Here is a 23,824-nt window from a genome sequence, read left to right as displayed (position 1 = left end):
CGGACATGAGCAACGTCATACTCACACCCGCCGTCAAGAAACCCCTCTCGCTGACCCTGCCGGTTCTGGCGGCGGCGGGAGCCTTCGCCGGGGTCTTCATCGGCGCGGCCAATGGCTCGGTGCTGCTCGGCATCGTGCTCGGCGCGCTGGTCATGGCCGGTTTCGCCTATGCCGCCATGACCCTGTCGAAGGATCTGGAAAAGCCGCTGCGCTGGGGCATCATCGCGGTCTTCGCCGTGCTGGGCTTCCTCTTCGGGGGCGTTTCCGGGGCGCTGGTCGGCCTGCTCTTCGGCTGGTTCTTCGGCTGGTTCACCTTCTGGATCGGCTATGGCCGCTACCGCGTGCCGCTGGTGCCCTACCTCAGCCCGCGGCAGGTGCTCTGGCACTACACGTTCCGGGTGATCTGCGGTGCGATCTTCGTCTTCCTGATCACGCCGATCCTGGTGGTCATGCCGCTGTCGTTCAACGCGCAGGACTTCTTCACCTTCACGCCGGAGATGCTGCGCTTCGATCCCGCGGGCTATTCGCTGAAGCACTACCGCGACTTCTTCACCAACCCAGAGTGGACCAGCGCGGTGAAGAACTCGCTGATCATCGCGCCGATGGCGACCATCATCTCGGTGACCCTGGGCACCCTCGCGGCCATCGGCCTGTCGCAGAGCCACGTTCCGGGCAAGCGCGCGATCATGGCGATCCTGATCTCGCCGATGATCGTGCCGCTGATCATCTCGGCCACCGGCATGTATTTCTTCTACTCGAAGATCAACATCGTCGGCACGCTCTGGGGCGTGGTGCTGGCGCATGCGGTGCTGGGCATTCCCTTCGTGATCATCACCGTCACCGCGACGCTGGTCGGCTTCGACCGCAGCCTCGTGCGGGCGGCGGCGAACATGGGGGCGAACCCGGTGACCACCTTCTTCCGGGTGCAGATGCCGCTGATCCTGCCCGGAGTGATCTCGGGCGCGCTGTTTGCCTTCATCACCTCCTTCGACGAGGTGGTCGTGGTGCTGTTCATCGGTTCGGCCGAGCTGCAAACGCTGCCGTGGCAGATGTTCACCGGCCTGCGCGAGCAGCTCTCGCCGACGATCCTCGCCGCGGCGACGGTGCTGGTGGGGATCTCGATCGTGCTGCTGGCGACGGTCGAGATGCTGCGCCGCCGTTCCGAGCGGCTGCGGGGCATGTCGCCGAGCTGATCGCACACCATCACGAGACACGAGGAAGAGCCGCGGATGTCCGCGGCTCTTCACGTTTCGGAAACCCGCCGGGGGCATGCTGCACGGATCACCAGATCCAGCCGCGTGGCCCCCATGACCCAGCACGATTCCCAACTCATCGCGCAGACCCGCAACAGCACCGTGGGCGAGGTGCCCTTCGAGCTGAAGGACCTGTTCTTCTCGCGCACCGACGAGCGCGGGGTGATCATCCACGGCAACAGCGTGTTCCGGAAGATCTCCGGCTACATGTGGGAGGAGCTGAAGGGCGCGCCCCACAAGCTCGTCCGCCACCCCGACATGCCGAAAGGCGTGTTCCAGCTCTACTGGGACAAGCTGAAGGCAGGGGATTACGTCGCCGCCTACGTGAAGAACAAGTCCAAGGACGGGCGCTACTACTGGGTGCTGGCCGTCGCCTGGCCGATCACGGGGGGGTATATCTCGGTCCGGGTGAAGCCCTGTTGCTGCCTTCTCGAGACGGTCAAGGAAATCTACGCCCGGCTGCGCGAGGCCGAAACCGGGCAGGGCGTGTCGCCCGTGCGCAGCAAGGAAATGCTGCTGGCCGAGGTCGCAGAGCTCGGCTTCACGTCTTACGAGGGGTTCATGACCGCCGCGCTCGCACAGGAACTGGAGGCGCGGGCGCCGCGCATGGGCACCAAGCTGGGTCCGCGTCAGATGCGATTCCAGACAATGGCCAAGACGATCCTGCAGATCCGCGAGGAAACCGACCGGATGACCGAGATCATCAAGGCGATCCGCACGGTGCCGATGAACATGCGCATCCTCGCGTCGCGGCTGGAAAACGCCGGCGGCCCGATCAGCGCGATCTCGGTCAATTACGGCTCGATGCTTGACGAGATGGCCGCCTGGGTGCGCGGCTTTGTCGAGGGCGAGGACAGCACCTACATGCGCATGCTCTCGACCATCCAGCAGGGCCAGTTCCTGGTCAATGCGGGCAGCCTGCAGGCAGAGATGTCGGCCATCTTCCAGGAAGATGTGCGCCATGCCGCCGCCAAGGAGGACGTGATACGCGACAAGGAAACCCTGATCGCCGAGGAGGTCGCCTTCCAGAAAGCGGCCATCGACGCCCTGAAGGTGGTCGAGATCGAGGCGACGCGGCTCGGCCGCTCGGTGCTGGACATGAAGCGCTACGTCACCGGGCTCAGCTCCACCCGCATGATGTGCAAGATCGAGAGCGCGGCGCTCAGCGGCAGCGGCGACTCGCTGGCGGGGATCGTTGACCAACTCGACGCGGGGCAGGATGAGATCGAGGCGCGGCTGGCGCGGATCGTCGAGCTGAACACGGTCATCCAGTCCAACACGGCCATGCTGCGCGCCATGAGCTGAGCCATGCCCCCAACGGGGCAGCGCCAGGCGGGGCAGCGTCAGGCGGGGTAGCGTCAGGCGACGCCTGCACATGCAAACGGCCCGCGCGAGGCGCGGGCCGTTTGGGATGCGAAACCCGGGGCGGGGGCCAGGCCCCCGAAGCGGCCGCTTAGGCGCGGACCAGCTTTTCGTAGGTCTCGGCGATGTCGCGGGTCAGCGCGCCGACCTCGAAGGTGTAATCGCCGATCTGGCCCACGGGGGTCACCTCGGCGGCGGTGCCGGTCAGCCAGCACTGCTCGAAGCCTTCCATCTCCTCGGGCATGATGTGGCGCTCATGCACGGTGATGCCCTTTTCCTTCAGCAGCTTGATCACCGTCTGGCGGGTCAGCCCGTTGAGGAAGCAATCGGGGGTCGGCGTGTGCACTTCACCGTCCTTGACGAAGAAGATGTTGGCGCCGGTCGCCTCGGCCACGTAACCGCGGTAGTCCATAAACAGCGCATCCGAGCAGCCCTTGGCTTCCGCCGCGTGCTTCGAGGTGGTGCAGATCATGTAGAGACCCGCCGCCTTGGCGTGCACCGGGATGGTCTCGGGGCTCGGACGCTTCCACTTCGCGATGTCGAGCTTGGCGCCCTTCATCTTGGCGTCGCCGTAGTAGTTGCCCCAGGCCCATGCCGCGATCGCCAGGCGCACCGGGTTGCGCGCCGAGGCGACACCCATGTCCTGACCGGCCCCGCGCCAGGCCACCGCCCGGACGTAGGCATCGGTGAAGCCGTTCGCCTTCAGCACGGCGTCCTTGGCCGCGTCGATCTCTTCGGCGGTGTAGGGGATCTCGAAATCGAGTTCGCCGGCCGAGAAATGCAGGCGCTTCGAGTGCTCGTGGCCGAGGAAGATCTTGCCGTTGTAGGCCCGCTCCCCCTCGAAGACGGAGCTCGCGTAATGCAGCGCATGCGTCAGGACGTGTACCTTGGCATCCCGCCATTCCACCATCTGGCCGTCCATCCAGATTTTGCCGTCGCGATCGTCGAAAGCTCCGTCCATGGGTCATCTCCTTCACATAGGCGCTTTGCATTAGTTGCGCCTCTTAGGTCCGGACTGGACATAATGTTGCGCAAAAACTGCGACTCGCTAACAGTTCGCTATTGGAATGTCAACAACGCTGACTTAAAGTGCAGAAAACGAACGCAGAGGGATTTATGGCAGACGCGTCGGCAAGTCAGGTTCTGGGCGGTGAGTCGCTCCTCTATCTGACGGATGAGCAACTGCGGCAGGGGATCGAGGCGATGTTCTTCGCCTATCGCGGTTTCACCGCAGACCCGGACCGCATCCTGCAGGGGCTCAGCTACGGCCGGGCGCATCACCGGGCGATCCATTTCATCCATTGCGCGCCGGGCACCACGGTGAACAACCTGCTCAACATTCTCGGTGTCACCAAGCAGTCGCTGAACCGGGTGCTGCGCACGCTGGTCGAGGACGGGCTGGTCGAAAGCCGCGTCGGACGGGCCGACAAGCGCGAGCGGCACCTCTACCTGACCGAGGCCGGGGACGCGCTGGAAAAGCAGCTTTCGGATGCGCAGCGCGCCCGCATGCGCGCCGCCTACCGGCAGGTCGGCCCAGAGGCTGTCGCGGGCTTCAAGCAAGTGCTCGAGGCGATGATGGACCCCGAGATGCAGCGCCAGTACCAGAAGCTGCGGGAGAACCGCGGATGAGCGATCCCGATGCCCATCTGCTGATCGTCGACGATGACGAACGCATCCGGAGCCTTTTGCAGAAGTTTCTGATCCGGCACGGATTTCTGGTCAGCGCGGCGCGCGACGCGGCGCATGCACGGCGGCTCATGGCAGGGCTCGACTTCGACCTGATCGTGCTCGACGTGATGATGCCGGGCGAGGATGGCATCAGCCTCACCCGCGCCATCCGCGAGACCCGCCACACGCCGATCATGCTGCTTACCGCGCGCGGCGAGACCGAGGACCGCATCGCCGGGCTCGAGGCCGGGGCGGACGACTACTTGGCGAAGCCCTTTGAGCCCAAGGAGCTGCTGCTGCGGATCAACGCCATCCTGCGCCGCATGCCCGAGAGCCCGGTCGCCGAGGCGCTGCAGCCCAAGCTGCTGACGCTTGGGCCGATCCGCTATGACCTCGAACGCGGCGAGATGTGGCATGGCGACGACCTGGTGCGGCTGACTGCCACGGAGAGCCAGCTGATGCGCATCTTCTCGGCCCGTCCGGGCGAGGCGCTGAGCCGCACCCGGCTGGTCGAGGAATTGGGCCGCGACAAGGGGCAGGCACAGGAGCGCGCGGTGGACGTGCAGATCACCCGCCTGCGCCGCAAGATCGAGAGCGACCCGAAGCAGCCGCGCTACCTGCAGACCGTGCGCGGCGCGGGCTACATGCTGGCGCCGGATTGAGCGGACACTGAGCAGACCGGATTGACGCGCGGTGCGCCGCCGCTCCTGTCTCAGCGGCGATTTCGGGCGCGGCTGTGCGACAGGCCGCTGCCGGCGCCACCTCCCCTTGTTCCTGCAGAGGAATTGCGGTCTCCTGAGCCGAACCCGCAACCGGAGGAGGGCTGCAATGGGCTGCGCGCTGATCACCCATGCCGACTGTCTCGACCACCTGACCCCCGATGGCCATCCCGAGCAGGTGGCCCGTCTCGACCACGTGCTGCACGCGCTGCAGGGGCTCGACCTGCTGCGCCTCGCCGCGCCGCGCTGCGAGGATCGCGACATCCTGCGCGTGCACCCTCAGGCCTATCTCGACCGGCTGATCGGTGCGCTGCCGGGCGAGGGGCTGATCCCGCTCGACGCCGACACCTGGCTCTCGCCGCGCTCGCTCGAGGCCGCCCGCCGCGGGGTCGGCGGCGCGGTGCGGGCGGTGGATGCGGTGCTGGCGGGCGAGGCAAAGACCGCCTTCTGCGCCACCCGTCCGCCGGGGCACCACGCCGAGGCTGATACGCCCATGGGGTTCTGCCTCTTCGGCAATGCCGCCATCGCGGCGAAACACGCGCTGGACCGGCACGGGCTGGACCGGGTCGCCATCGTCGACTTCGACGTGCACCACGGCAACGGCACCCAGGCGCTGCTCTGGGACGAGCCCCGCGCGCTGCTCATCACCTCGCAGCAATATCCCCTTTGGCCCGGCACGGGCGCCGCCAGCGAGGCCGGCGGTCAAGACAACGTGCTCAACCTGCCGCTGCCGCCGGGCAGCGGCGGAGCCGAGATGCGGGCCGCCTATACCGAACATGCCTTCCCGCGACTCGCGGGCTTCCAGCCCGAGCTCATCCTCATCTCGGCCGGCTTCGACGCCCATGCCGACGACCCGCTGGCCGAGCTCAACTGGCGCGAGGAGGACTTCCGCTGGCTCACGCGCGAGCTGTGCCGGCTTGCGCAGGGCTCCGCGCAGGGGCGGGTGGTCTCGGTTCTCGAAGGTGGTTATGATCTGCGCGCGCTCGCGGACTCGGCCCGGGTGCACGTACAAGAATTGATCGAGGCAGGCAGATGACTGACACCCCCGTCGCGGAGATGAGCTTTGAACAGGCAATGGCGGAGCTCGAGCAGGTGGTGACCCAGCTCGAACGCGGCGAAGTGCCGCTGGAGGAGTCGATCTCGCTCTACCAGCGCGGCAGCGAGCTGCGGAAGCATTGCGAGACCAAGCTCAAGGCGGCGGAAGAAAAGGTCGCCGCCATCACCCTCGACGCGAACGGCGAGCCCGCGGGCACCAAGCCGGTCGAGGGGCTCTGACCTCCCATGTTCGTGGAATCCCTGGTCGGTGCGGCGGCGGCGGTCGCCGCCCACCTCGAAAGCGTTCTGGACGAGCACGAGGCGCTGCCCGTGGTCGATGCCATGGGCTATGCCACCCGCGGCGGCAAGGCGCTGCGCGGCTACCTGGTGCTGGAATCGGCGCGGTTGCACGGCGTGCCCGAGGGCCACGCGATCTGGCCCGCCTGCGCCATCGAGGCGGTGCACGCCTATTCGCTGGTGCATGACGACCTGCCCTGCATGGACGATGACGACCTGCGCCGCGGCCTGCCCACGGTGCACCGCAAGTGGGACGAGGCAACGGCGGTCCTCGCCGGGGACGCGCTGCAGGCGCTCGGCTTCGAGCTTGTGAGCGACCCGCGCTGCCATCCCTCGGGCGAGGTGCGCGCCGATCTCGCGCTGTCGCTGGCCCGCGCCGCGGGCGCGCGCGGCATGGTCATGGGCCAGGCGCTCGACATGGCCGCCGAGGCCACCGACGTGCCGCTCGATCTGGCGCAGATCACCGCGCTTCAGGCCGGCAAGACCGGGGCGCTGATCCGCTGGTCCGCCGAGGCCGGCGCGCGGCTGGCCGAGGTCGACCCCGCGCCGCTCACCGCCTACGCGGGCCGGCTCGGCCTCGCCTTCCAGATCGCCGACGACATCCTCGACGTCGAGGGCGATGCGGCGATGATGGGCAAGGCCGTGGGCAAGGACGCCGGACGCGGCAAGGCCACCTTCGTGTCGCTGCTCGGTCTCGACGCCGCGAAGCTGCGCGCGCAGCAGCTGGTGGACGAGGCCTGCGACGCGCTATCTCCCTATGCAGACCGGGCGGAAAACTTGCGGGCGGCAGCCCGCTTCGTTATCTCCCGCAGCAACTGACGCCAGAGGTGCACCCCATGTCCTCCCGCCCCGAGACGCCCCTTCTCGACCGCGTGACCACGCCCGCCGATCTCAAGCGGCTCTCGGATGACGAGCTGATCCGTCTCGCGCATGAGCTGCGCGCCGAAACCGTTTCGGCGGTGTCCGAAACCGGCGGCCATCTCGGCGCGGGGCTCGGCGTGGTGGAGCTGACGGTGGCATTGCACGCGGTTTTCGACACGCCGCGCGACAAGCTGATCTGGGACGTCTCGCACCAGTGCTACCCGCACAAGATTCTCACCGGCCGCCGCGACCGCATCCGCACCCTGCGCATGAAGGACGGGCTGTCGGGCTTCGCGAAACGCTCGGAATCGCCCTACGATCCTTTCGGCGCGGGTCACAGCTCGACCTCGATCAGCGCCGCCCTCGGCTTCGCCATGGCGCGTGAGCTGGGCGGCAACTGCGACACCGGGCTTGGCGACGCCATCGCGGTGATCGGTGACGGCTCGATGTCGGCGGGCATGGCCTTCGAGGCGATGAACAACGCCGGCCACCTCGGCAAGCGGCTGATCGTTATCCTCAACGACAACGAGATGTCGATCGCGCCGCCCACCGGCGCCATGTCCTCCTATCTCAGCCGGCTCTACGCCGAGGCGCCGTTTCATGACCTCAAGGCCGCGGCCAAGGGTGCCGTCAGCCTGCTGCCGCCGCCGTTCCGCGAAGGCGCCAAGCGTGCCAAGGACGTGCTGAAGTCGATGACCGTGGGCGGCACGCTGTTCGAGGAGCTGGGCTTTTCCTACCTCGGCCCGATCGACGGGCACGACCTGCACCAGCTGCTGCCGGTGCTGCGCACGGTGAAGGCGCGCGCCACCGGGCCGATCCTGATCCACGCGCTGACCAAGAAGGGCAAGGGCTACGCCCCGGCCGAGGATTCCGCCGATCGCGGCCATGCCCGCGCCAAGTTCGACGTGATCACCGGCGAGCAGAAGAAGGCCCCGTCCAACGCGCCGGCCTATACCAAGGTCTTCGCCAAGACCCTGACCCAGCTCGCCGCCGAGGACCCGCGCATCTGCGCGGTGACCGCCGCCATGCCCGACGGCACCGGACTCGACCTGATGGCCGAGCGCTTCCCGGACCGCGTCTTCGACGTGGGCATCGCCGAGCAGCACGGGGTGACCTTCTCCGCCGGTCTCGCGGCGGGCGGGCTGAAGCCCTTCTGCGCGATGTATTCCACCTTCCTGCAGCGCGGCTACGACCAGGTGGTGCATGACGTGGCGATCCAGCGCCTGCCGGTGCGTTTCGCCATCGACCGCGCCGGGCTTGTGGGCGCCGATGGTGCCACCCATGCCGGCGCCTACGACGTGGCCTTCATGGCGAACCTGCCGGGCATGGTGGTCATGGCCGCCGCCGACGAGGCCGAGCTGGTCAACATGGTGGCCACCGCCGCCGCGCATGACGAGGGACCGATTGCCTTCCGCTACCCGCGCGGCGAGGGGGTGGGCGTCGAGATGCCCGAGACCCCGCAGATCCTGCCGATCGGCAAGGGCCGGATGGTCCGGACCGGCAGCCGCGTGGCGATCCTCAGCTTCGGCACGCGCCTGCAGGAGGTGCTCAAGGCCTGCGAGAAACTCGAGGCCCGCGGCATCTCGCCGACCGTGGCCGACGCCCGCTTCGCCAAGCCGCTCGACCGGGAACTCATCCTGCAGCTGGCGCAGGACCACGAGGCGCTGATTTGCATCGAGGAAGGCGCGGTCGGCGGTTTCGGCAGCCATGTCGCGCAGCTCCTGTCGGACGAGGGTGTCTTCGACCACGGGCTGAAGTTCCGCTCGATGGTGCTGCCCGACACCTTCATCGACCACTCGAGCCCGGCAGACATGTACGCGACGGCCGGCCTCAACGCCGAGCAGATCGAGGAAAAGGTCCTCACCACGCTCGGCGTCGACATCCTGAACAAGCGCGCCTGACGGCCCGAGGGGCGCTGTCCTGCGCCCTTTCGCCTAGAGAGAAATATCCCGGGGGAGGCCGCGAAGCGGACGGGGGCAGAGCCCCCTTACTCTTCAATTGCGCGGCGGGCATCGCTCTCCCCCGGTCCCGCTTGCGCGCACGCTCCCGTGTCCGCGCCGTCATTCCCCTTGTCCCGTGGCGCCCGGTCCTTTATGGACCCGCCCACACCGGTCGCAGCCTACCCGGTCATCAAAACAAGGGTTCAACATGAAGACTATCGTCATCTGCTCCGGCGGGCTGGACTCCGTCTCGCTCGCCCATATGGTCGCCTCGGAGCACGACCTCACCCGCCTTGTCTCCTTCGACTACGGCCAGCGCCACGCCAAGGAGCTGGACTTCGCCAAGGCCGCGGCCGCGCGTCTCGGCGTGCCCTTCCACCGCATCGACATGCGCGGCATCGGCGCGGCGCTTACCGGCTCGGCGCTGACCTCGGACATCGACGTGCCCGACGGGCACTACGCCGAGGAGACCATGCGCATCACCGTGGTCCCAAACCGCAATGCCATCATGCTGGCCATCGCCTTCGGCGTCGCCGCGGCCAATGGCGACGAGGCGGTCGCCACCGCCGTGCATGGCGGGGACCACTTCATCTACCCCGACTGCCGCCCCGGCTTCACCCGCGCCTTCGAGGCGATGCAGCGCGAGGCGCTCGACGGCTATGCCGACGTGCGGCTCTACACGCCCTTCGTCGAGCGCACCAAGGCCGACATCGTCACCGAGGGCGCCAGGCACGGCACGCCCTTCGCCGAGACATGGTCGTGCTACAAGGGCGGCGAGGTGCATTGCGGCTGCTGCGGCACCTGCGTCGAGCGGCGCGAGGCTTTCCATCTCGCGGGCATCGCGGACCCCACCGTCTATGCCGACCCCGATTTCTGGGTTCAGGCCGTGGCCAGCCGGGAGGAGGCGTGATGTTCCGGATCAGCAAAGAGTTTCACTTCTCCGCCTCGCACCAGCTGACGCATCTGCCGGACGATCACCAATGCGCCCGGATGCACGGGCACAATTACATCGTCGTGGTCGAACTGACGGCGCGCGAGCTGAACGCGGACGGTTTCGTGCGCGACTACCACGAGCTGGCGCCGCTCAAGGCCTATATCGACGACTGCTTCGACCACCGGCACCTCAACGACGTGCTGAACGTCGCCTCGACCGCCGAGAACCTGGCGCTGCATTTCTACGAGTGGTGCGCCGCGCGCTGGCCCGAGACCACCTCGGTCAAGGTCAGCGAGACTCCGAAGACCTGGGCCGAATACCGGCCCGCGCCGCTGGCGGCCTGACATGGTTCTGCGCATTGCCGAGATCTTCGGCCCGACGATCCAGGGCGAGGGCGCGCTGATCGGCGAGCCCACCGTCTTTGTCCGCGCCGGCGGCTGCGACTACCGCTGCAGCTGGTGCGACAGCCTGCACGCGGTCGACAGCGCCTACCGGCACAGCTGGACGCCCCTGTCCGATAAAGAGGTCTGGGCGGAGGTCACGCGCCTTTCGGGCGGGCGGCCGATCACCGTCTCGCTCAGCGGCGGCAACCCGGCGATCCAGGATTTCGGCCCGGTGATCGAGATGGGCCGTGCAGAGGGCTACCGCTTCGCCTGCGAAACGCAGGGCTCGGTGGCGCGCCCGTGGTTCGGCGCGCTCGACACGCTGGTGCTCAGCCCCAAGCCGCCGTCGAGCGGCGAGACCGTCGACTGGGACGCCTTCGCCGATTGCGTTGCGGCGGGGCAGGGCGCGCGGCAGGTGGTCATGAAGATCGTGATCTTCGACCAGCGCGACTACCACTGGGCGAAGGACGCCCATGCCCGGCACCCCGAACTGCCGCTCTACCTGCAGCCCGGCAACCCCGAGGTCGACCCGGATGTGCCGCTCGATCCGCAAAGCCTCGCCGACCGCCTCCTGTGGCTCACCGAGATCGCCACCGCGGATGGCTGGTTCGCGCCCCGCATCCTGCCGCAGCTGCATGTGCTCCTCTGGGGCAACAAGCGCGGCGTCTGAATTTCCATTTCCGGAGATCCCGAAATGACCGACAGCATCTACAGCAACCTCAAGCAGCTCGGCGGCGCCACGTTGCTGCCCACCTCGCCCGAGAAGGCCGAGCTCGAGCGGGTGCCCAATCCGCAGGCCGACGTGGCCTACAACGTGCGCTTCACCGCGCCGGAGTTCACCTCGCTCTGCCCGATGACCGGCCAGCCCGATTTCGCGCATCTGGTCATTGATTACGTGCCGGGGGACTGGCTGGTCGAGAGCAAGGCCCTGAAGCTCTACCTCGGCTCGTTCCGCAACCACGGCGCCTTCCACGAGGACTGCACCATCTCCATCGCCCGGCGGCTGGTGGAGTTTCTGGAACCGCAATGGCTGCGCATTGGCGGCTACTGGTACCCGCGCGGCGGCATCCCGATTGATGTGTTCTACCAGACCGGACCGATGCCCGAGGGCGTGTGGATCCCCGATCAGGGCGTGCCGCCCTACCGTGGGCGCGGTTGAGCGCGCGCGTTCGAGGGGGCTGCCCCGCGCGGTAGCCGCGCTTTATGTGAGAAAGGAGCTCCGCCCCCGGGCGACACAATTGCGCTAAAGGGAAGAAGGGGGCTCTGCCCCCGGCCGCGCGGGGCGCGGCCTCCCCCGGGATATTTCGACCTAGGCGAAAGGGCGGGGTTCAGCCTCCCTCGGCGAGCAGTGCGGCGAGGCCCGCGCGGTAGTCGGGGTAGAGCAGTTTGATGCCCAGCTCGTGCTTGATGCGATCGTTCCGCACCCGCTTGTTCTCGGCGTAGAAGCTGCGCGCCATGGGGCTCATCTCGGCCGCGTCGAAGGCGACCTCGGGCGGGGCGGGCAGGTCCAGAAGCTCGGCCGCGTGCAGCAGCACGTCCTCGGGCGGGGCCGGGTCGTCGTCGCACAGGTTGTAGATGGCGCCGGGGCGCGGCTGGCGGATCGACGCCTCGAGCACCTGCGCGATGTCATCCACGTGGATGCGGCTGAACACCTGCCCGGGTTTCACGATGCGCCGCGCCGTGCCCTGGCGGACCTTCTCGAAGGGGCCGCGGCCGGGCCCGTAGATGCCGGCGAGACGGAAGATGTGCAGCGGCAGGCCGGGGATCGCCTGCCAGGCTTCTTCGGCCGCCTTGCGCGCCGCGCCGCGCGGCGTGCTGGGCTGCAGCGGCGTGTCTTCGCCCACCCAGCCGCCGCCGTGATCGCCGTAGACGCCCGTGGTCGAGAGGTATCCAACCCAGTCGAGTTCCGGAGCGCGCGCGGCGATGGCGGGACCGATCTCTGCCAAAGCGGGATCGCCGCCGTCGCGCGGCCCCGCCGAGACCAGCACGTGGCTGGCCTGCGCCAGCGCCGCTTCGAGCGGCGCGCGCTGCCAGAGCACCGGTTCCACGCCCTGGGCCACAAGGTCGGGCGCCCTCGCGGGGTCTCGGTGGGTGCCGAGGATGCGCCATCCCCGCGGGAGCAGCCGGCGGGCGAGGGCGGCGGCGGAATAGCCGTGGCCGAGGGTGAGCAGCGTGCGTGTCATGGCCGGCAAACTGGGGCGCGACCGGCGTTTTGACAAGCCCCGCCGGACAGGCGCCATCTTGCCGATATGCCATTGAGCAGGATAGGCCGGGGCGCAAAGCCGGAGTATGAAAGCCCATCAGAGGCTACTTGGAATTCGGAATGTCCCGAAAGACGGAAATGACCCGGCGCGCCTGCCTGTCGCTTGTCCTTCTGCCGCTGGCCGCCTGCGCCGCGCAGCAGGAGGACGTGGAGGTGACGCGCTTCGACCCGCCGCTCTATCCCAACGAGACCCCCGAGCTGCGCGCGTCGATCAACCGCTGGTCCGACCACTACGAGGTGCCTCGGCGGCTGGTCCACAGGCTTGCGATCCGCGAGAGCACCCACACGCCCGAGGCGCGCAACGGACCCTATTACGGCCTGCTGCAGATCCTTCCGGCCACGGCGCGGACCATGGGCTTCCAGGGCCAGCCGCGCGACCTGCTCGATGCCGACACCAATCTGGAATACGGGGTGAAATACCTGCGCGGGGCCTGGCTGCTGTCGAACGGCAACCCGGATGCGGCGATCGGTTGGTACGCCCGCGGCTACTACTACGAGGCCAAGCGCCGCGGCATGCTGGTCGAGACCGGGCTGCGCGGCTGAGCTTCAGCGCTCCAGGAGGGCGAGAAGCTGCGCCTCGGCGCGGCGCAGCCCCGGGCGCTCGGGCGCGGTCTCGAGCACCGTGGGCAGGCCCTTTCCGGCGAGCGCGATCACCTCGGGATGGATGTAGGAGTTGCGCGCCACCGTCGGTGTGTTCGCCAGCCGCGCGGCGGCGGCCTCGGCCATTGCCTTGATGCTGATCCTTTCGCTGCGCGTGGCCGCCTCCAGCGCCGCGACGCTGCCGTTCCAGGTGCGGAAGGTCTTGGCGGTCAGCGCGGGGCAGCCGGTGCGCTCGGCGAGCCAGCGGTTGATCTCCTCCGAGCGCAGCACATGCGGTGTGCCGTCTTCGTCGAGCCAGGCGATCAGCTCCTTGCCCGGCAGGTCGTCCAGGGCGGTCAGCGCGCGCTCGAGCGTGCGGTCTTTCAGCCGCTTGTGCACGCGCTTGCCGCCCTTACCGGGAAAGCGCAGGTGCAGCGTGCCACCGTCGAGCCGCAGGTGCGTGCCGCGCAGTGTGGTCGCGCCGTAGCTGCCGTTCTCCGCCGCGTAATCGGCATTTCCGACGCGCAGCCCGGCGCGATCGAGCAGGGCGAGCGTGGCGGCGAGGGCGAAGTCCTTCTCTCCCGGATCGCGGTCGCGCAATTGCCGCAGGATGCTGCGGCGCAAGCCGGGCAGGGCGGCGCCGAACTCGGCGAGATGCCCGTATTTCCGCTCTGACCGAAATGTCGTCCATTCCGGGTGGTAGCGGTATTGCTTGCGGTCGCGGGCATCGCGCCCGGTGGCCTGCAGGTGGCCATTGGCACGCGGGCAGATCCACACCTGCTCGTAGGCCGGGGGTACCGCCAGCGCCTTGATCCGCGCCCGCTCCTCGGCGGCGTCGATGCGGGTGCCGTCGGGGGCGATGTAGCTGAAGCCGTGGCCGCAGCGCCGCCGCAGGATGCCGGGGCGGCTGTCGGGATAGTAGACGAGGTCGGGGCGCTGGGTCATGCCTGCGAACGCCGCGCGTGCCGACCGGGTTCCGCATGGACAAACGCGGGTGGCGGGTGATCGGGACGTCTTGAACCCGTCACGTCTTCCTGCCACGCTCGCCGGCAAAATAGCGGAAGGAGCCGCAGATGCAGGACATGCAGGCGAAATTGCAGATCGTTTCTCCCGAGGCCCCCGGTCCGGAGCTCTTCGACACCGCCGAGGCGGCGGTGGACCGGCTCTGCGTGCTGTACGACCAGGCGGCGGAGTTCCTCAAGGAGCGGTTCCTGTCGTCCATGGCCGAAGGGCACCCGGGCGTGCGTTACCGCGCCTTCTACCCCGAGGTTCGCATCACCACGACCAGCTTTGCGAAGGTGGACAGCCGCCTGAGCTTCGGCCACGTCTCGGCGCCCGGCACCCATGCCACCTCGATCACCCGGCCGGACCTGTTCCGGCACTACCTGAAGCAGCAGATCGGGCTGCTGATCGAGAACCACGGGGTGAAGGTGCAGGTCGGCCTGTCGGACACGCCGATGCCGGTGCATTTCGCCGTGGCCAACTACCCCGAGCTGACCGTGCCGCAGGAAGGGGCGGGCAGCTTCATCCTGCGCGACGTTTTCGACGTGCCGGACCTGACCATCACCAATGACGACATCGTCAACGGCGTTGCGCGGCCCGCCCCCGACGGCGCCGAGCCGCTGGCGCCCTTCACCGCACAGCGGGTGGACTACTCGCTCGCCCGGCTGGCGCACTATACCGCCACCGACCCGGGGCATTTCCAGAACCACGTGCTGTTCACCAACTACCAGTTCTACGTCAGCGAGTTCGAGGCCTACGCCCGCAAGCAGCTCGCCGATCCGGAGAGCGGCTACACCGCCTTCGTGTCGACCGGGAACGTCGAGATCACCGACGCCGCGACCGAGATCCCGCTGACCGCCAAGATGCCGCAGATGCCGACCTACCACCTCAAGCGCAAGGACGGCTCGGGCATCACGCTGGTCAATATCGGCGTCGGCCCGTCGAACGCCAAGACCGCCACGGACCACATCGCCGTGCTGCGCCCGCATGCCTGGCTGATGGTCGGGCACTGCGCCGGGCTGCGCAACTCCCAGAGCCTTGGGGACTTCGTGCTGGCCCACGCCTACCTGCGCGAGGACAAGGTGCTCGACGACGACCTGCCGGTCTGGGTGCCGATCCCGGCGCTGGCCGAGATCCAGGTGGCGCTGGAAGACGCGGTCGAGGAAGAGACGCAGCTTTCCGGCTATGACCTCAAGCGGGTCATGCGTACGGGCACCGTCGCCTCGGTCGACAACCGCAACTGGGAACTGCGCGACCAGCGCGGCCCGGTGCAGCGGCTCAGCCAGTGCCGCGCCGTGGCGCTGGACATGGAGAGCGCGACCATCGCCGCCAACGGCTTCCGCTTCCGGGTGCCCTACGGCACCTTGCTCTGCGTCAGCGACAAGCCGCTGCATGGCGAGCTGAAACTGCCCGGAATGGCGTCGGATTTCTACAAGACACAGGTGGCGCGCCACCTGATGATCGGGATAAGAGCCATGGAACATCTCCGCACGATGCCCCTCGAACGGATCCATAGCCGGAAATTGCGTAGCTTCGACGAAACAGCCTTCCTGTGAATCGGCGGTTCGCAGCGCAATACGCGTAGATTTCTCTTGCAAAAAGCCACTATTCGTTGTGTTTCGACTCTACATAGAGTTAAGTGACCTCAATGGGGCCCAAGTACTCGGGCAGTTCAAGGAGACCATGAAATGGCGAAGCCGATGACCAAAACCCAACTCGTGGCCGCACTGGCAGAAGAGATGGGCGCAGACAAGAAGACCGCGTCGACCGCTCTGGAAGCGATCACCGGCATCATCACCAAGGAAGTCGCAGACGGCGGCGCCGTGACCCTGCCGGGCGTTGGCAAAATCTATTGCCGCGAGCGTCCCGAGCGCATGGTGCGCAACCCCGCCACCGGCGAGCAGTTCAAGAAAGAGGCCGACAAGGTGGTCAAGATGACCATTGCGAAGGCGCTGAAGGACAGCGTGAACGGCTGATCTTTCCTGCTCGACTGAGCATCAGGGCCGCGGTTTCGCGGCCCTTTTTTATTGTTTTACAGGTATTTAGAGATCTTGAAGCCGGGCGATCTGCTGCCCTTGGGCGTCGAAGTTCGCGGGATCGAGCCAGGCTTCGAGCCGGGCCTTCAGCGTCGGCCATTCGCTGTCGAGGATAGAGAACCACGCCGTGTCTCGGTTGCGGCCCTTGCTGACCACGGCCTGCCGGAAGGTGCCCTCGTAGGTGAAGCCGAGCCGCTCCGCCGCCCGGCGCGAGGGGCCGTTCAGCGCGTCGCATTTCCACTCGTAGCGGCGGTAGCCGAGCGCGTCGAAGGCGCGCTTCATCATCAGGTACATGGCTTCGGTGGCGGCCGGGCTGCGCTGCAGCAGGGGGCTGAAGTGGATATGTCCGACCTCGATCACGCCGTTTTTCGGGTCGATCCGTAGGTGCGAAGCGATTCCCACCGGCGTGCCATCGGGCGTGCAGAGCGTGTAGAACTGCGGATCGGTGCTTGCGGCGCAGTCGTCGATCCAGGCCTGTGCAGCTTTCAGGTCCCGCACAGGCTCGCGCAGCAGGTAGGTCCAGTTGCGACCGCTCTCGTCCTTCAGGAAGGCGTCGAACAGCGGCGCCGCGTGCTCGGACCGGGTCGGCGCGAGGTTGATGCGGCGGCCCTGCATGGGCTCATGCGGGGGGAAGGGGCGGGGGAAGGTACCGTCGACGGGCAGCCCGATGGGCTGCCCGTGTTCGTTCGTGCGATGGTCGGTCATCTCAGCCGAAGACCGTCCCGAGCGCGCCGTCCACGGCCTCGACGATCTGGTCGATGTCGTCCTTGGTGGCGATCAGCGCCGGGGCGAAGCACAGCGTGTTGTTGTAGCCGGGGATCGAGCGGTTGGTCATACCGATGATGACGCCGCGCTTGTTCACCTCGGCCACGACGGCGGCAGTGCGCTTCTCGTCCATCGGCTCGCGGGTGGCGCGGTCGGTCACCAGCTCGGCGCCAAGGAACAGGCCCTTGCCGCGCGCCTCGCCGACGACCGCGTGCTTGTCCTTCAGCGCCTCGAGTTGGCCGAGCATGTACTCACCCATTGCAGTGGTGTTCTCGAGCAGGTTCTCGTCCTCGATGATGCGCATGTTCTCCAGCGCCGCGGCGGGGCCGGCGGTGCAGCCGCCGAAGGTCGAGATGTCGCGGAAGTAGTTCATCGGGTCCGCGGCGTCGTCCTTGAACAGGTCGAAGACGCGCTCGTTGGTCACGCAGCAGGCGATGGCGGCATAGCCCGAGGCGACGCCCTTGGCCATGGTCACGAAGTCGGGCTCGACGCCGTAGTGCTGGTAGCCGAACCAGGTGCCGGTGCGCCCGACGCCGCAGACCACCTCGTCGATGTGCAGCAGGATGTCGTACTTGCGGCAAATCTCCTGCACCCGCTGCCAGTAGCCCGCCGGGGGCACGATCACGCCGCCGCCCGCGGTCACCGGCTCTAGGCAGAGCGCACCGACGGTGTCGGGGCCCTCGCGCAGGATCACCTCTTCGATGGCATCGGCGGCGCGCTGGCCGTAGGCCTCGCCCGACAGATCGCCCCAGCCTTGGTCGCCAGCGCGGTATTCAAGGCAATGCGGCACCGACACGAAGCCCGGCGCGAAGGGGCCGTACTGCGCGTTGCGCTCTTCCTGACCGCCAGCCGACAGGGCCGCGATGGTGGTGCCGTGATAATCGCGCTCGCGGTAGAGGATCTTGTGCTTCTTGCCGCCGTAGCGCTTGTGCGCGATCTGCCGGACCATCTTGAAGGCTTTCTCGTTCGCCTCGGAGCCGGAGTTGCAGTAGTAGACGCGGCTCATGCCCGGCATCTTGGTGATCAGCTTCTCGGCGAAGAGCGCACCGGGGATCGAGCCCGCGGCACCGGCGTAGTAGTTCAGCTTCATCAACTGCTCGGAGATCGCGTCGACGATGCTCTTGCGGCCGTAGCCGACGTTGACCGTCCAGACCGCGCCCGACACGGCGTCGAGCTGCTCGCGTCCGGTCTGGTCCCAGACGCGCATGCCCTTGCCCTCGACGATGATCTTGGGGTCCGAGGTCTCGAACTGCTTGTGCTGCACGAGGTGGTGCCAGACGTGGGCCTTGTCGGCTTCGACGACATGGCTGAGGTCGTTCTGGGTGAGGGTGCCGTCCATGGAAGCTCTCCTGAAATCCGAGCGCCGCTGCGGGCGCGAAAGCATGACTCCGCGATGCGGGATGCTAGCACATGTGCCAGAAGCGCGGGGAAGTCTTAGCGCCAGATTTACGTTTGATATAAGTCCAGTTTCGCGCGGACCGGGGCCAGAGTACGGAAGTCGCCCCGAATGACGTGATATTTCTCGCATTGCGGTGCCCGGTGATTGGGCAGGTGACCCCACTGCCCCCAACGTATCTGCTGCATCTGCGGGCATTGCCCATTGATTGAGCGCATCTTTTCCGGTCGGATCACTCGCGAGCCGGGTGCCCGAAGGTCCCGGCCTGGCACAAGCCCCGCGGACCATGACGGGGCAGCATAACGGGAGAGACGAGATGACGATCAAGAAGAGCCTGCTCGGTGCTGCTGGCGCCGTGGCGCTGCTGGCCGGGGCCGCGAGCGCGGAGGAAATCACCGTCGGCTATTTCCTCGAGTGGCCGATGCCGTTCGAATACGCCAAGGCGATGGGCACCTACGAGGAGGAGATGGGCGTCGACATCAACTGGGTGAGCTTCGACACCGGCACCGCCATGTCGGCGGCGATGGCCTCGGGCGATGTGCAGCTGTCGGTCAGCCAGGGCGTGCCGCCCTTCGTGGTCGCCGTCTCTGCCGGGCAGGACCTGCAGGCGCTCGACGTGGCGGTGAGCTACGCCGACAACGACAACTGCGTGGTGCGCTCGGAGCTGGAGATCGACAAGGACAGCGCCGACGAGCTTGAAGGCAAGAAAGTCGCCGTGCCGCTGGGCACCGCAGCGCACTACGGCTTCCTCAAGCAGATGGACCACTTCGGCGTGCCGCTCGACAGCCTCGAGATCGTCGACATGGCGCCGCCGGATGGCGCGGCGGCCATCGCGCAGGGTGCGGTCGACATGGCCTGCGGCTGGGGCGGCTCGCTGCGCCGCATGCTCGAGCATGGCAACGTGCTGCTAACCGGCGCCGAGAAGGAAGATCTGGGCATTCTGGTCTTCGACGTGACCTCCGGCCCGGCCTCCTGGGTGGCCGAGAACTCCGACCTGGTGGCCTCCTTCCTGAAAGTGACCGCCGAGGCCAACGCCATGTGGGCCGACGAGGCGAACCATTCCGAGATGCTGCCGGTGATCGCCAAGGACGCGGGCATGGATGAAGAGGCCACCGCCGAAACGCTGGCCACCTTCGTCTTCCCCGACGCCGAGACCCAGCTTTCCGACAAGTGGCTCGGAAGCGCCGCGGCGGAGTTCATGAAGGGCGTGGCGGATGTCTTCGTCGAGGCCGGCTCGATCGACGCCGCGCTCGACAGCTACGCCGATCACATCAACACCGGGCCGCTCTCCTCGGCAGGCTCGATGTAAGGCCATGCGGCCCTGCGTCCCGGCGGTGGGGGGCTGCCGCCGGGGCTCTTGCTTCGAACGATCAAACAGAACGACAGAGGGGGGTGAACCCCCGAACCGCGGCGACACGCCGCGAAAGGCGGACCATGAGCGGACTATCCATCCAGAACCTGTCGATGCGCTTCGACCTGCCCAACGGCGGCTCGGTGCAGGCGCTGAAGGACGTCTCGCTGGACCTCGCGCAGGGCGAGTTGCTCTCGGTGCTCGGGCCGTCGGGCTGCGGCAAGACCACGCTACTGAACATCGTCGCGGGCTTCCTCGCGCCGACCGAGGGCAAGATCATCCTCAACGGCCACGAGGTGCGCGGTCCCGCCGCCGAGCGCGGCATGGTGTTCCAGCAGGGCGCGCTCTTCGAATGGATGAACGTGCGCGACAACGTCAGCTTCGGCCCGCGCATGGCCGGACAGCGCGAGCGTGACTACGGCGCAACCGTCGACCACCTGCTCGAAGTGGTCGGCCTGCGCGACTTCAAGGAAAAGGCGGTCTACGAGCTCTCGGGCGGCATGCAGCAGCGCGTGGCTCTGGCCCGCTGCCTTGCCAACGATCCCGACGTGATCCTCATGGACGAGCCGCTGGGGGCGCTCGACGCGCTCACCCGCGAGAAGATGCAGAGCCTCGTGCTGAAGCTCTGGAAGGAGACCGGCAAGACCATCATCCTGATCACCCACTCGGTCGAGGAAGCGCTGCTTCTGGGCGAGCGGCTGCTGGTCATGGCGCCGCGCCCGGGCCGCATCCACCGCGAGTACCGCCTGCCGTTTGCCGACCTCGGCGCCGGGCAGGACCTGCGCGCGGTTAAAAAGCATCCCGACTTCGCGACGACGCGCGAGGAGATCCTCGGGATGATCTGGGACATGGAGGAAGAGATCATGGGCCGCAGCGAAGCGGCAGGAGGCGCGTGATGATCGTCTTTGCCCTCTACATCGCCATCTTCGTGGTGAGCTGGCTGCTGGTGAAGCTGCTGGTGCACCGCGCGCTGAACGATTTCACCGCCCGCAAGACCGTCACCTTCGGCGACGAGAGCGCGGTGCGCCCGAGCCGCATCGCCAGCGTGGTGTCGATCCTGACCATCTTCCTGCTCTGGGGCGCCTTCACCGGCTCGACCTGGGTGCCGAAGTTCCTGCACGCGCCGGGGCCCTTCGTCGGCGATGCCAGCTTCACCTATACCGCCGAGGCCGAGGGCGTGGCGCCGGATGACGCCACGGTCACCGTGCGCGTCTTCCCGGTGGGCGAGGAGACCGAGGATCCGCAGGTCGATCCCGGCGAGGGCTGGGCGAAGAACGATGCCGCCAGCGTCGGGGCCTGGCGCTCGGGGCTGGTGCGCGTGGACAAGAACGACGAGTACGGCCGCGACCAGGGCCACACCATCGTGGCCGTCAACGGCACGCCCATCGCGCCCGGCGGCGAGGTGATGACCGACTATGGCCGTGTCGGCATGTCGCCCAAGGGCACGCTCAACTTCGAGCCCGCCAAGGGCTGGCAGATGGAGCCGATCTGGCTGCCCGCGCCCGAGGCGGTGCTTGCGCGGCTGGTGGAGATTTCCCGCGACGGCTACCGCGACAGCACGCTCTGGGAGCACCTCGGCTGGTCGCTCTTCCGGGTCATCGCCGGCTTCTTCTTCGGCGCGCTGATCGGCATCCCGCTGGGCTACGCCATGGGCCTGTCGGACTGGTTCCGCGGCTGGTTCGATCCCATTGTCGAGTTCATGCGTCCGGTGCCGCCGCTGGCGCTCATTCCGCTGGTGATCATCTGGGCGGGCATCGGCGAGACCGGCAAGATCATCCTGCTGTTCCTCGCCGCGCTCTGGATCATGGCGATCGCGGCGCGCTCCGGCGTGTCGGGGGTGAAGATCTCCAAGGTCCACGCGGCTTATTCTCTGGGCGCCTCGAAGGTGCAGATCCTGCGCCACGTGATCATTCCCAACTCGCTGCCCGACATCTTCACCGGCGCGCGGGTCGCCATGGGCGTCTGCTGGGGCACCGTCGTGGCCGCCGAGCTTGTCGCCGCCGAGAAGGGCGCGGGCATGATGATCATGGTCGCCTCGAAGTTCCAGCTCACCGACATCGTGATCATGGGGATCATCCTGATCGGGGTGATCGGCTTCGGCATCGACATGCTGATGCGGCTCGCCGAGCGCAAGCTGGTGCCCTGGAAGGGGCGCGGCTGAGCGTCGGCGGAGAGGCGAAGCCGAGGGGGCTGTCTGCCTCCTCGGTTTGACCTAAAATATTTCTGTCTAGACGAAGGGGCGGGGCGTCAGCCCAGAAGCGCGCCGAGCTGCGCGTCGAGCCAGAGGCGCATGCCGTCCACCGTTGCCACATAGGGATCGAGCAGCGGCGCCAGCGCCGGCACGGCGGCGGAGATCGCCGGGGCCAGCGCGTAGAGCAGCACCGCCAGCGCCGCGAGGATCAGCACCACGCCGAAGCCGCGCGCAAAGCTGCTGCCCTGCGCCTCGTCTTCCTCGGCCGAGAGCGCGCGGCCCTGCGGGGTCTCCATGCGGCGCGGCTCGGGGGCGACGCGCAGGGTCTGGTTGATCTCCTCGATGTCCGGCAGCAGGTCGCGGCGCGAGGGCGCCACGGCGGGGTCGGGGGCCGGTGCCGGCTCTGGGGCGGGTTCGGCATCCTCGGTCAGCGGGGCGTCGCCGCGGATGCGCGCCATGTGCTCGCGCGCGACCCGTGCCCGGTGGGCAGGGTCTTCCTCGGAAGGTTCCGACAGACCGAGGTCGGGCTGGCTCTCGAGCGGCTCGGGATCGGTGCGTCGGCGGGCCTCGCGCTCGGCCTCCTGGCGCAGCACCTCGGCCACCGACGGATCGAGCCCGCGGGCGCGGACCGGGCGGCGCGGCACGGGAACCGGCTCGGGCGCGGGGTCATCCTCGACCTCGGCGGTGTCGGGTCCGGCGGGCGGCTGCGGCTCGGGGGCCGGATCGGGCGCGTCAAAGGCGCCTTCGTCCATCTCTTCCCAGAGATCTTCCGTCTCGGCGGCGTCGCGGGGCGCCTCTTGCGCCGTGCCCAGCGGCAGGGGCGCATCGTCGGGGTGCAGCTGAAACCAGGTGTGGCCGCAGCTCGAGCATTGCACGTCGCGCCCGCCCGCGGGGATCGCGTCGACAGGCACCTCGTATTGCGCGCCGCAATTGGGGCAAATCAGCCGCATCTTGTCCCTAGCTTTCCATCTGTTTTCGCCACCATCCCTTTGGAGACAATAGGTTGCCGGGATCGAGCGGGAAAGCCAATTTTCGGGCCGGGGGGCGGATTGCAACTGCGCCGCGGCTCGGGCACAACAGGGCAACGTTTTTACCGGGGGCGCGCAGGCGTGATCGAACTGGATAATGTGGCCTACAGCTACGGCGGCGGAGAGTTGCTGAGCGGGCTCACGCTGCGACTGGCTCCGGGGTCCTTCCACTTCCTGACCGGGCCCTCGGGCGCCGGCAAGACGACGCTGCTGAAGCTCTGCTACGGCGCGCTGGTGCCGACCGCCGGCCACGCGCGGCTGTTCGGCGAGGACGTGCGGCGCATGGACCGCGACGCCATCGCCCTCAGCCGCCGCCGCATCGGCGTGGTGCACCAGGACTGCCAGTTCCTCGACCACCTCTCGGTCGCCGAGAACGTCGCCCTGCCGCTCACCGTGGCGGGCGAGGGCGGCGGCGACCTCGAGCAGAACCTCCTCGAGCTGATGACCTGGGTCGGGCTCAAGAGCCGCGCCGATGCCCTGCCGCCGGAGCTTTCGGGCGGCGAGCGGCAGCGCGCGGCGCTGGCCCGTGCGGTGATCATGTCGCCCGAGGTGATCCTTGCCGACGAGCCCACCGGCAACGTCGACTGGGAGATGTCGCAGCGGCTGCTGCGGCTGCTGGTCGAGCTCAACCGCATGGGCAAGACGATCCTCATCGCGACGCATGACCTCGGCCTCATCCGCTCGGCCAAGACCCAGGTGCAGGCGCGGGTGCTGCGCATCTCGAACCGCAAGCTGCAGGCGGCGGGGGCGGACCTGTGAGA

The 23,824-nt window shown here is 67.9% G+C and carries 25 protein-coding genes; 19 read left to right on the top strand and 6 right to left on the bottom strand.

The annotated features are described in order from the left end of the window. The first annotated feature begins 5 nt into the window (after nucleotides 1-5). Together LC039_RS05470 and LC039_RS05465 are read left to right on the top strand one after the other, a co-directional pair. Nucleotides 6-1,193, top strand: a complete 1,188-nt coding sequence (locus tag LC039_RS05470) for an ABC transporter permease (protein ID WP_226622049.1) — start codon at nucleotides 6-8, stop codon at nucleotides 1,191-1,193. Between the two features lie 114 nt (nucleotides 1,194-1,307). Further along, a complete protein-coding gene (locus LC039_RS05465) occupies nucleotides 1,308-2,558 on the top strand; it encodes a PAS domain-containing protein (protein WP_226622048.1) in 1,251 nt (416 codons plus the stop codon). A 148-nt stretch (nucleotides 2,559-2,706) separates the two neighbouring features. On the opposite strand, the gene LC039_RS05460 is transcribed toward LC039_RS05465, so the two are convergent. Continuing rightward, nucleotides 2,707-3,576 carry a branched-chain amino acid aminotransferase gene (locus LC039_RS05460; RefSeq protein ID WP_226622047.1) on the bottom strand — a complete coding sequence of 290 codons (870 nt, stop codon included), beginning with the start codon at nucleotides 3,574-3,576 and terminating at the stop codon, nucleotides 2,707-2,709. A 155-nt stretch (nucleotides 3,577-3,731) separates the two neighbouring features. Between LC039_RS05460 and LC039_RS05455 the strand changes: the two genes are divergently transcribed. From LC039_RS05455 to queF, 10 genes are all read left to right on the top strand, one after another. Beyond that, a complete protein-coding gene (locus LC039_RS05455; protein ID WP_226622046.1) occupies nucleotides 3,732-4,244 on the top strand; it encodes a MarR family winged helix-turn-helix transcriptional regulator in 513 nt (170 codons plus the stop codon). Beyond that, nucleotides 4,241-4,945 carry a response regulator gene (locus LC039_RS05450; RefSeq protein ID WP_226622045.1) on the top strand — a complete coding sequence of 235 codons (705 nt, stop codon included), beginning with the start codon at nucleotides 4,241-4,243 and terminating at the stop codon, nucleotides 4,943-4,945. Before LC039_RS05455 ends, LC039_RS05450 begins: the two co-directional genes overlap by 4 nt. Nucleotides 4,946-5,111: 166 nt before the next feature. Beyond that, the gene (locus tag LC039_RS05445) at nucleotides 5,112-6,038 is read left to right on the top strand and encodes a histone deacetylase family protein (RefSeq protein WP_226622044.1); all 927 of its coding nucleotides are present in this window, start codon (nucleotides 5,112-5,114) and stop codon (nucleotides 6,036-6,038) included. Continuing rightward, entirely contained in the window at nucleotides 6,035-6,277 is a 243-nt protein-coding gene (locus LC039_RS05440; protein WP_226622043.1) for an exodeoxyribonuclease VII small subunit, read from the top strand. The genes LC039_RS05445 and LC039_RS05440 overlap by 4 nt, the downstream gene beginning before the upstream one ends. A 6-nt stretch (nucleotides 6,278-6,283) precedes the next feature. After that, on the top strand, nucleotides 6,284-7,153 hold the full coding sequence (locus LC039_RS05435; protein WP_226622042.1) for a polyprenyl synthetase family protein: 870 nt from the start codon (nucleotides 6,284-6,286) through the stop codon (nucleotides 7,151-7,153). Nucleotides 7,154-7,170: 17 nt separating this feature from the next. Then, a complete protein-coding gene (gene dxs, locus LC039_RS05430) occupies nucleotides 7,171-9,096 on the top strand; it encodes a 1-deoxy-D-xylulose-5-phosphate synthase (protein ID WP_226622041.1) in 1,926 nt (641 codons plus the stop codon). Between the two features lie 247 nt (nucleotides 9,097-9,343). Next, on the top strand, nucleotides 9,344-10,045 hold the full coding sequence (gene queC, locus LC039_RS05425; protein WP_226622040.1) for a 7-cyano-7-deazaguanine synthase QueC: 702 nt from the start codon (nucleotides 9,344-9,346) through the stop codon (nucleotides 10,043-10,045). After that, nucleotides 10,045-10,413 (top strand): 6-pyruvoyl trahydropterin synthase family protein, encoded by a 369-nt coding sequence (locus LC039_RS05420; RefSeq protein WP_226622039.1) that lies wholly within the window; start codon nucleotides 10,045-10,047, stop codon nucleotides 10,411-10,413. The genes queC and LC039_RS05420 overlap by 1 nt, the downstream gene beginning before the upstream one ends. A gap of 1 nt (nucleotide 10,414) precedes the next feature. Continuing rightward, the gene (gene queE / locus LC039_RS05415) at nucleotides 10,415-11,122 is read left to right on the top strand and encodes a 7-carboxy-7-deazaguanine synthase QueE (RefSeq protein WP_226622038.1); all 708 of its coding nucleotides are present in this window, start codon (nucleotides 10,415-10,417) and stop codon (nucleotides 11,120-11,122) included. A 24-nt stretch (nucleotides 11,123-11,146) separates the two neighbouring features. After that, complete coding sequence (gene queF / locus LC039_RS05410; protein ID WP_226622037.1) at nucleotides 11,147-11,611, top strand: preQ(1) synthase; 465 nt, start codon at nucleotides 11,147-11,149, stop codon at nucleotides 11,609-11,611. A gap of 169 nt (nucleotides 11,612-11,780) precedes the next feature. Here queF and LC039_RS05405 read toward each other — a convergent pair whose 3' ends face one another. After that, entirely contained in the window at nucleotides 11,781-12,635 is an 855-nt protein-coding gene (locus LC039_RS05405; protein ID WP_226622036.1) for an SDR family oxidoreductase, read from the bottom strand. Nucleotides 12,636-12,793: 158 nt separating this feature from the next. On the opposite strand from LC039_RS05405, the gene LC039_RS05400 reads away from it, so the two are divergent. After that, nucleotides 12,794-13,258 carry a lytic transglycosylase domain-containing protein gene (locus tag LC039_RS05400; protein ID WP_226622035.1) on the top strand — a complete coding sequence of 155 codons (465 nt, stop codon included), beginning with the start codon at nucleotides 12,794-12,796 and terminating at the stop codon, nucleotides 13,256-13,258. 3 nt (nucleotides 13,259-13,261) lie between these two features. On the opposite strand, the gene LC039_RS05395 is transcribed toward LC039_RS05400, so the two are convergent. Next, nucleotides 13,262-14,239, bottom strand: a complete 978-nt coding sequence (locus LC039_RS05395; RefSeq protein WP_226622034.1) for a DNA topoisomerase IB — start codon at nucleotides 14,237-14,239, stop codon at nucleotides 13,262-13,264. A gap of 128 nt (nucleotides 14,240-14,367) precedes the next feature. Between LC039_RS05395 and LC039_RS05390 the strand changes: the two genes are divergently transcribed. Then, nucleotides 14,368-15,852 (top strand): AMP nucleosidase, encoded by a 1,485-nt coding sequence (locus tag LC039_RS05390; RefSeq protein WP_226622033.1) that lies wholly within the window; start codon nucleotides 14,368-14,370, stop codon nucleotides 15,850-15,852. A 132-nt stretch (nucleotides 15,853-15,984) separates the two neighbouring features. Next, entirely contained in the window at nucleotides 15,985-16,272 is a 288-nt protein-coding gene (locus LC039_RS05385; protein ID WP_066101901.1) for an HU family DNA-binding protein, read from the top strand. 66 nt (nucleotides 16,273-16,338) lie between these two features. On the opposite strand, the gene LC039_RS05380 is transcribed toward LC039_RS05385, so the two are convergent. Together LC039_RS05380 and LC039_RS05375 are read right to left on the bottom strand one after the other, a co-directional pair. Then, the gene (locus tag LC039_RS05380; protein ID WP_226622032.1) at nucleotides 16,339-17,037 is read right to left on the bottom strand and encodes a GNAT family N-acetyltransferase; all 699 of its coding nucleotides are present in this window, start codon (nucleotides 17,035-17,037) and stop codon (nucleotides 16,339-16,341) included. A gap of 1 nt (nucleotide 17,038) precedes the next feature. Then, nucleotides 17,039-18,436: an aspartate aminotransferase family protein gene (locus tag LC039_RS05375; RefSeq protein ID WP_226622031.1), complete on the bottom strand. Its 1,398-nt coding sequence runs from the start codon at nucleotides 18,434-18,436 to the stop codon at nucleotides 17,039-17,041. 373 nt (nucleotides 18,437-18,809) lie between these two features. On the opposite strand from LC039_RS05375, the gene LC039_RS05370 reads away from it, so the two are divergent. From LC039_RS05370 to LC039_RS05360, 3 genes are all read left to right on the top strand, one after another. Continuing rightward, nucleotides 18,810-19,802, top strand: coding sequence for an ABC transporter substrate-binding protein (locus LC039_RS05370; RefSeq protein WP_226622030.1), 993 nt, complete (start codon nucleotides 18,810-18,812; stop codon nucleotides 19,800-19,802). Between the two features lie 125 nt (nucleotides 19,803-19,927). Continuing rightward, a complete protein-coding gene (locus tag LC039_RS05365) occupies nucleotides 19,928-20,740 on the top strand; it encodes an ABC transporter ATP-binding protein (RefSeq protein WP_226622029.1) in 813 nt (270 codons plus the stop codon). Beyond that, nucleotides 20,740-22,005 carry an ABC transporter permease gene (locus LC039_RS05360; protein WP_226622028.1) on the top strand — a complete coding sequence of 422 codons (1,266 nt, stop codon included), beginning with the start codon at nucleotides 20,740-20,742 and terminating at the stop codon, nucleotides 22,003-22,005. The genes LC039_RS05365 and LC039_RS05360 overlap by 1 nt, the downstream gene beginning before the upstream one ends. Before the next feature lie 86 nt (nucleotides 22,006-22,091). On the opposite strand, the gene LC039_RS05355 is transcribed toward LC039_RS05360, so the two are convergent. Next, the gene (locus LC039_RS05355; RefSeq protein WP_226622027.1) at nucleotides 22,092-22,985 is read right to left on the bottom strand and encodes a zinc-ribbon domain-containing protein; all 894 of its coding nucleotides are present in this window, start codon (nucleotides 22,983-22,985) and stop codon (nucleotides 22,092-22,094) included. Nucleotides 22,986-23,144: 159 nt separating this feature from the next. On the opposite strand from LC039_RS05355, the gene LC039_RS05350 reads away from it, so the two are divergent. Beyond that, complete coding sequence (locus LC039_RS05350; RefSeq protein WP_226622026.1) at nucleotides 23,145-23,822, top strand: cell division ATP-binding protein FtsE; 678 nt, start codon at nucleotides 23,145-23,147, stop codon at nucleotides 23,820-23,822. The last annotated feature ends 2 nt before the right edge of the window (nucleotides 23,823-23,824 follow it).

Source organism: Alloyangia pacifica (assembly GCF_020524285.1).
In the GTDB taxonomy this organism is placed as follows: domain Bacteria; phylum Pseudomonadota; class Alphaproteobacteria; order Rhodobacterales; family Rhodobacteraceae; genus Salipiger; species Salipiger pacificus_B.
The sequence above is the reverse complement of the archived record's forward strand: the minus strand, read 5'-3'. Positions and strand labels throughout refer to the sequence as shown.

Excerpts from the sequence above, each read along its gene's own strand:
- LC039_RS05470 (WP_226622049.1), top strand. The coding sequence starts at position 6 with ATGAGCAACGTCATACTCACACCCGCCGTCAAGAAACCCCTCTCGCTG.
- LC039_RS05465 (WP_226622048.1), top strand. The coding sequence starts at position 1,308 with ATGACCCAGCACGATTCCCAACTCATCGCGCAGACCCGCAACAGCACC.
- LC039_RS05460 (WP_226622047.1), bottom strand. The coding sequence starts at position 3,576 with ATGGACGGAGCTTTCGACGATCGCGACGGCAAAATCTGGATGGACGGC.
- LC039_RS05455 (WP_226622046.1), top strand. The coding sequence starts at position 3,732 with ATGGCAGACGCGTCGGCAAGTCAGGTTCTGGGCGGTGAGTCGCTCCTC.
- LC039_RS05450 (WP_226622045.1), top strand. The coding sequence starts at position 4,241 with ATGAGCGATCCCGATGCCCATCTGCTGATCGTCGACGATGACGAACGC.
- LC039_RS05445 (WP_226622044.1), top strand. The coding sequence starts at position 5,112 with ATGGGCTGCGCGCTGATCACCCATGCCGACTGTCTCGACCACCTGACC.
- LC039_RS05440 (WP_226622043.1), top strand. The coding sequence starts at position 6,035 with ATGACTGACACCCCCGTCGCGGAGATGAGCTTTGAACAGGCAATGGCG.
- LC039_RS05435 (WP_226622042.1), top strand. The coding sequence starts at position 6,284 with ATGTTCGTGGAATCCCTGGTCGGTGCGGCGGCGGCGGTCGCCGCCCAC.
- dxs (WP_226622041.1), top strand. The coding sequence starts at position 7,171 with ATGTCCTCCCGCCCCGAGACGCCCCTTCTCGACCGCGTGACCACGCCC.
- queC (WP_226622040.1), top strand. The coding sequence starts at position 9,344 with ATGAAGACTATCGTCATCTGCTCCGGCGGGCTGGACTCCGTCTCGCTC.
- LC039_RS05420 (WP_226622039.1), top strand. The coding sequence starts at position 10,045 with ATGTTCCGGATCAGCAAAGAGTTTCACTTCTCCGCCTCGCACCAGCTG.
- queE (WP_226622038.1), top strand. The coding sequence starts at position 10,415 with ATGGTTCTGCGCATTGCCGAGATCTTCGGCCCGACGATCCAGGGCGAG.
- queF (WP_226622037.1), top strand. The coding sequence starts at position 11,147 with ATGACCGACAGCATCTACAGCAACCTCAAGCAGCTCGGCGGCGCCACG.
- LC039_RS05405 (WP_226622036.1), bottom strand. The coding sequence starts at position 12,635 with ATGACACGCACGCTGCTCACCCTCGGCCACGGCTATTCCGCCGCCGCC.
- LC039_RS05400 (WP_226622035.1), top strand. The coding sequence starts at position 12,794 with ATGACCCGGCGCGCCTGCCTGTCGCTTGTCCTTCTGCCGCTGGCCGCC.
- LC039_RS05395 (WP_226622034.1), bottom strand. The coding sequence starts at position 14,239 with ATGACCCAGCGCCCCGACCTCGTCTACTATCCCGACAGCCGCCCCGGC.
- LC039_RS05390 (WP_226622033.1), top strand. The coding sequence starts at position 14,368 with ATGCAGGACATGCAGGCGAAATTGCAGATCGTTTCTCCCGAGGCCCCC.
- LC039_RS05385 (WP_066101901.1), top strand. The coding sequence starts at position 15,985 with ATGGCGAAGCCGATGACCAAAACCCAACTCGTGGCCGCACTGGCAGAA.
- LC039_RS05380 (WP_226622032.1), bottom strand. The coding sequence starts at position 17,037 with ATGACCGACCATCGCACGAACGAACACGGGCAGCCCATCGGGCTGCCC.
- LC039_RS05375 (WP_226622031.1), bottom strand. The coding sequence starts at position 18,436 with ATGGACGGCACCCTCACCCAGAACGACCTCAGCCATGTCGTCGAAGCC.
- LC039_RS05370 (WP_226622030.1), top strand. The coding sequence starts at position 18,810 with ATGACGATCAAGAAGAGCCTGCTCGGTGCTGCTGGCGCCGTGGCGCTG.
- LC039_RS05365 (WP_226622029.1), top strand. The coding sequence starts at position 19,928 with ATGAGCGGACTATCCATCCAGAACCTGTCGATGCGCTTCGACCTGCCC.
- LC039_RS05360 (WP_226622028.1), top strand. The coding sequence starts at position 20,740 with ATGATCGTCTTTGCCCTCTACATCGCCATCTTCGTGGTGAGCTGGCTG.
- LC039_RS05355 (WP_226622027.1), bottom strand. The coding sequence starts at position 22,985 with ATGCGGCTGATTTGCCCCAATTGCGGCGCGCAATACGAGGTGCCTGTC.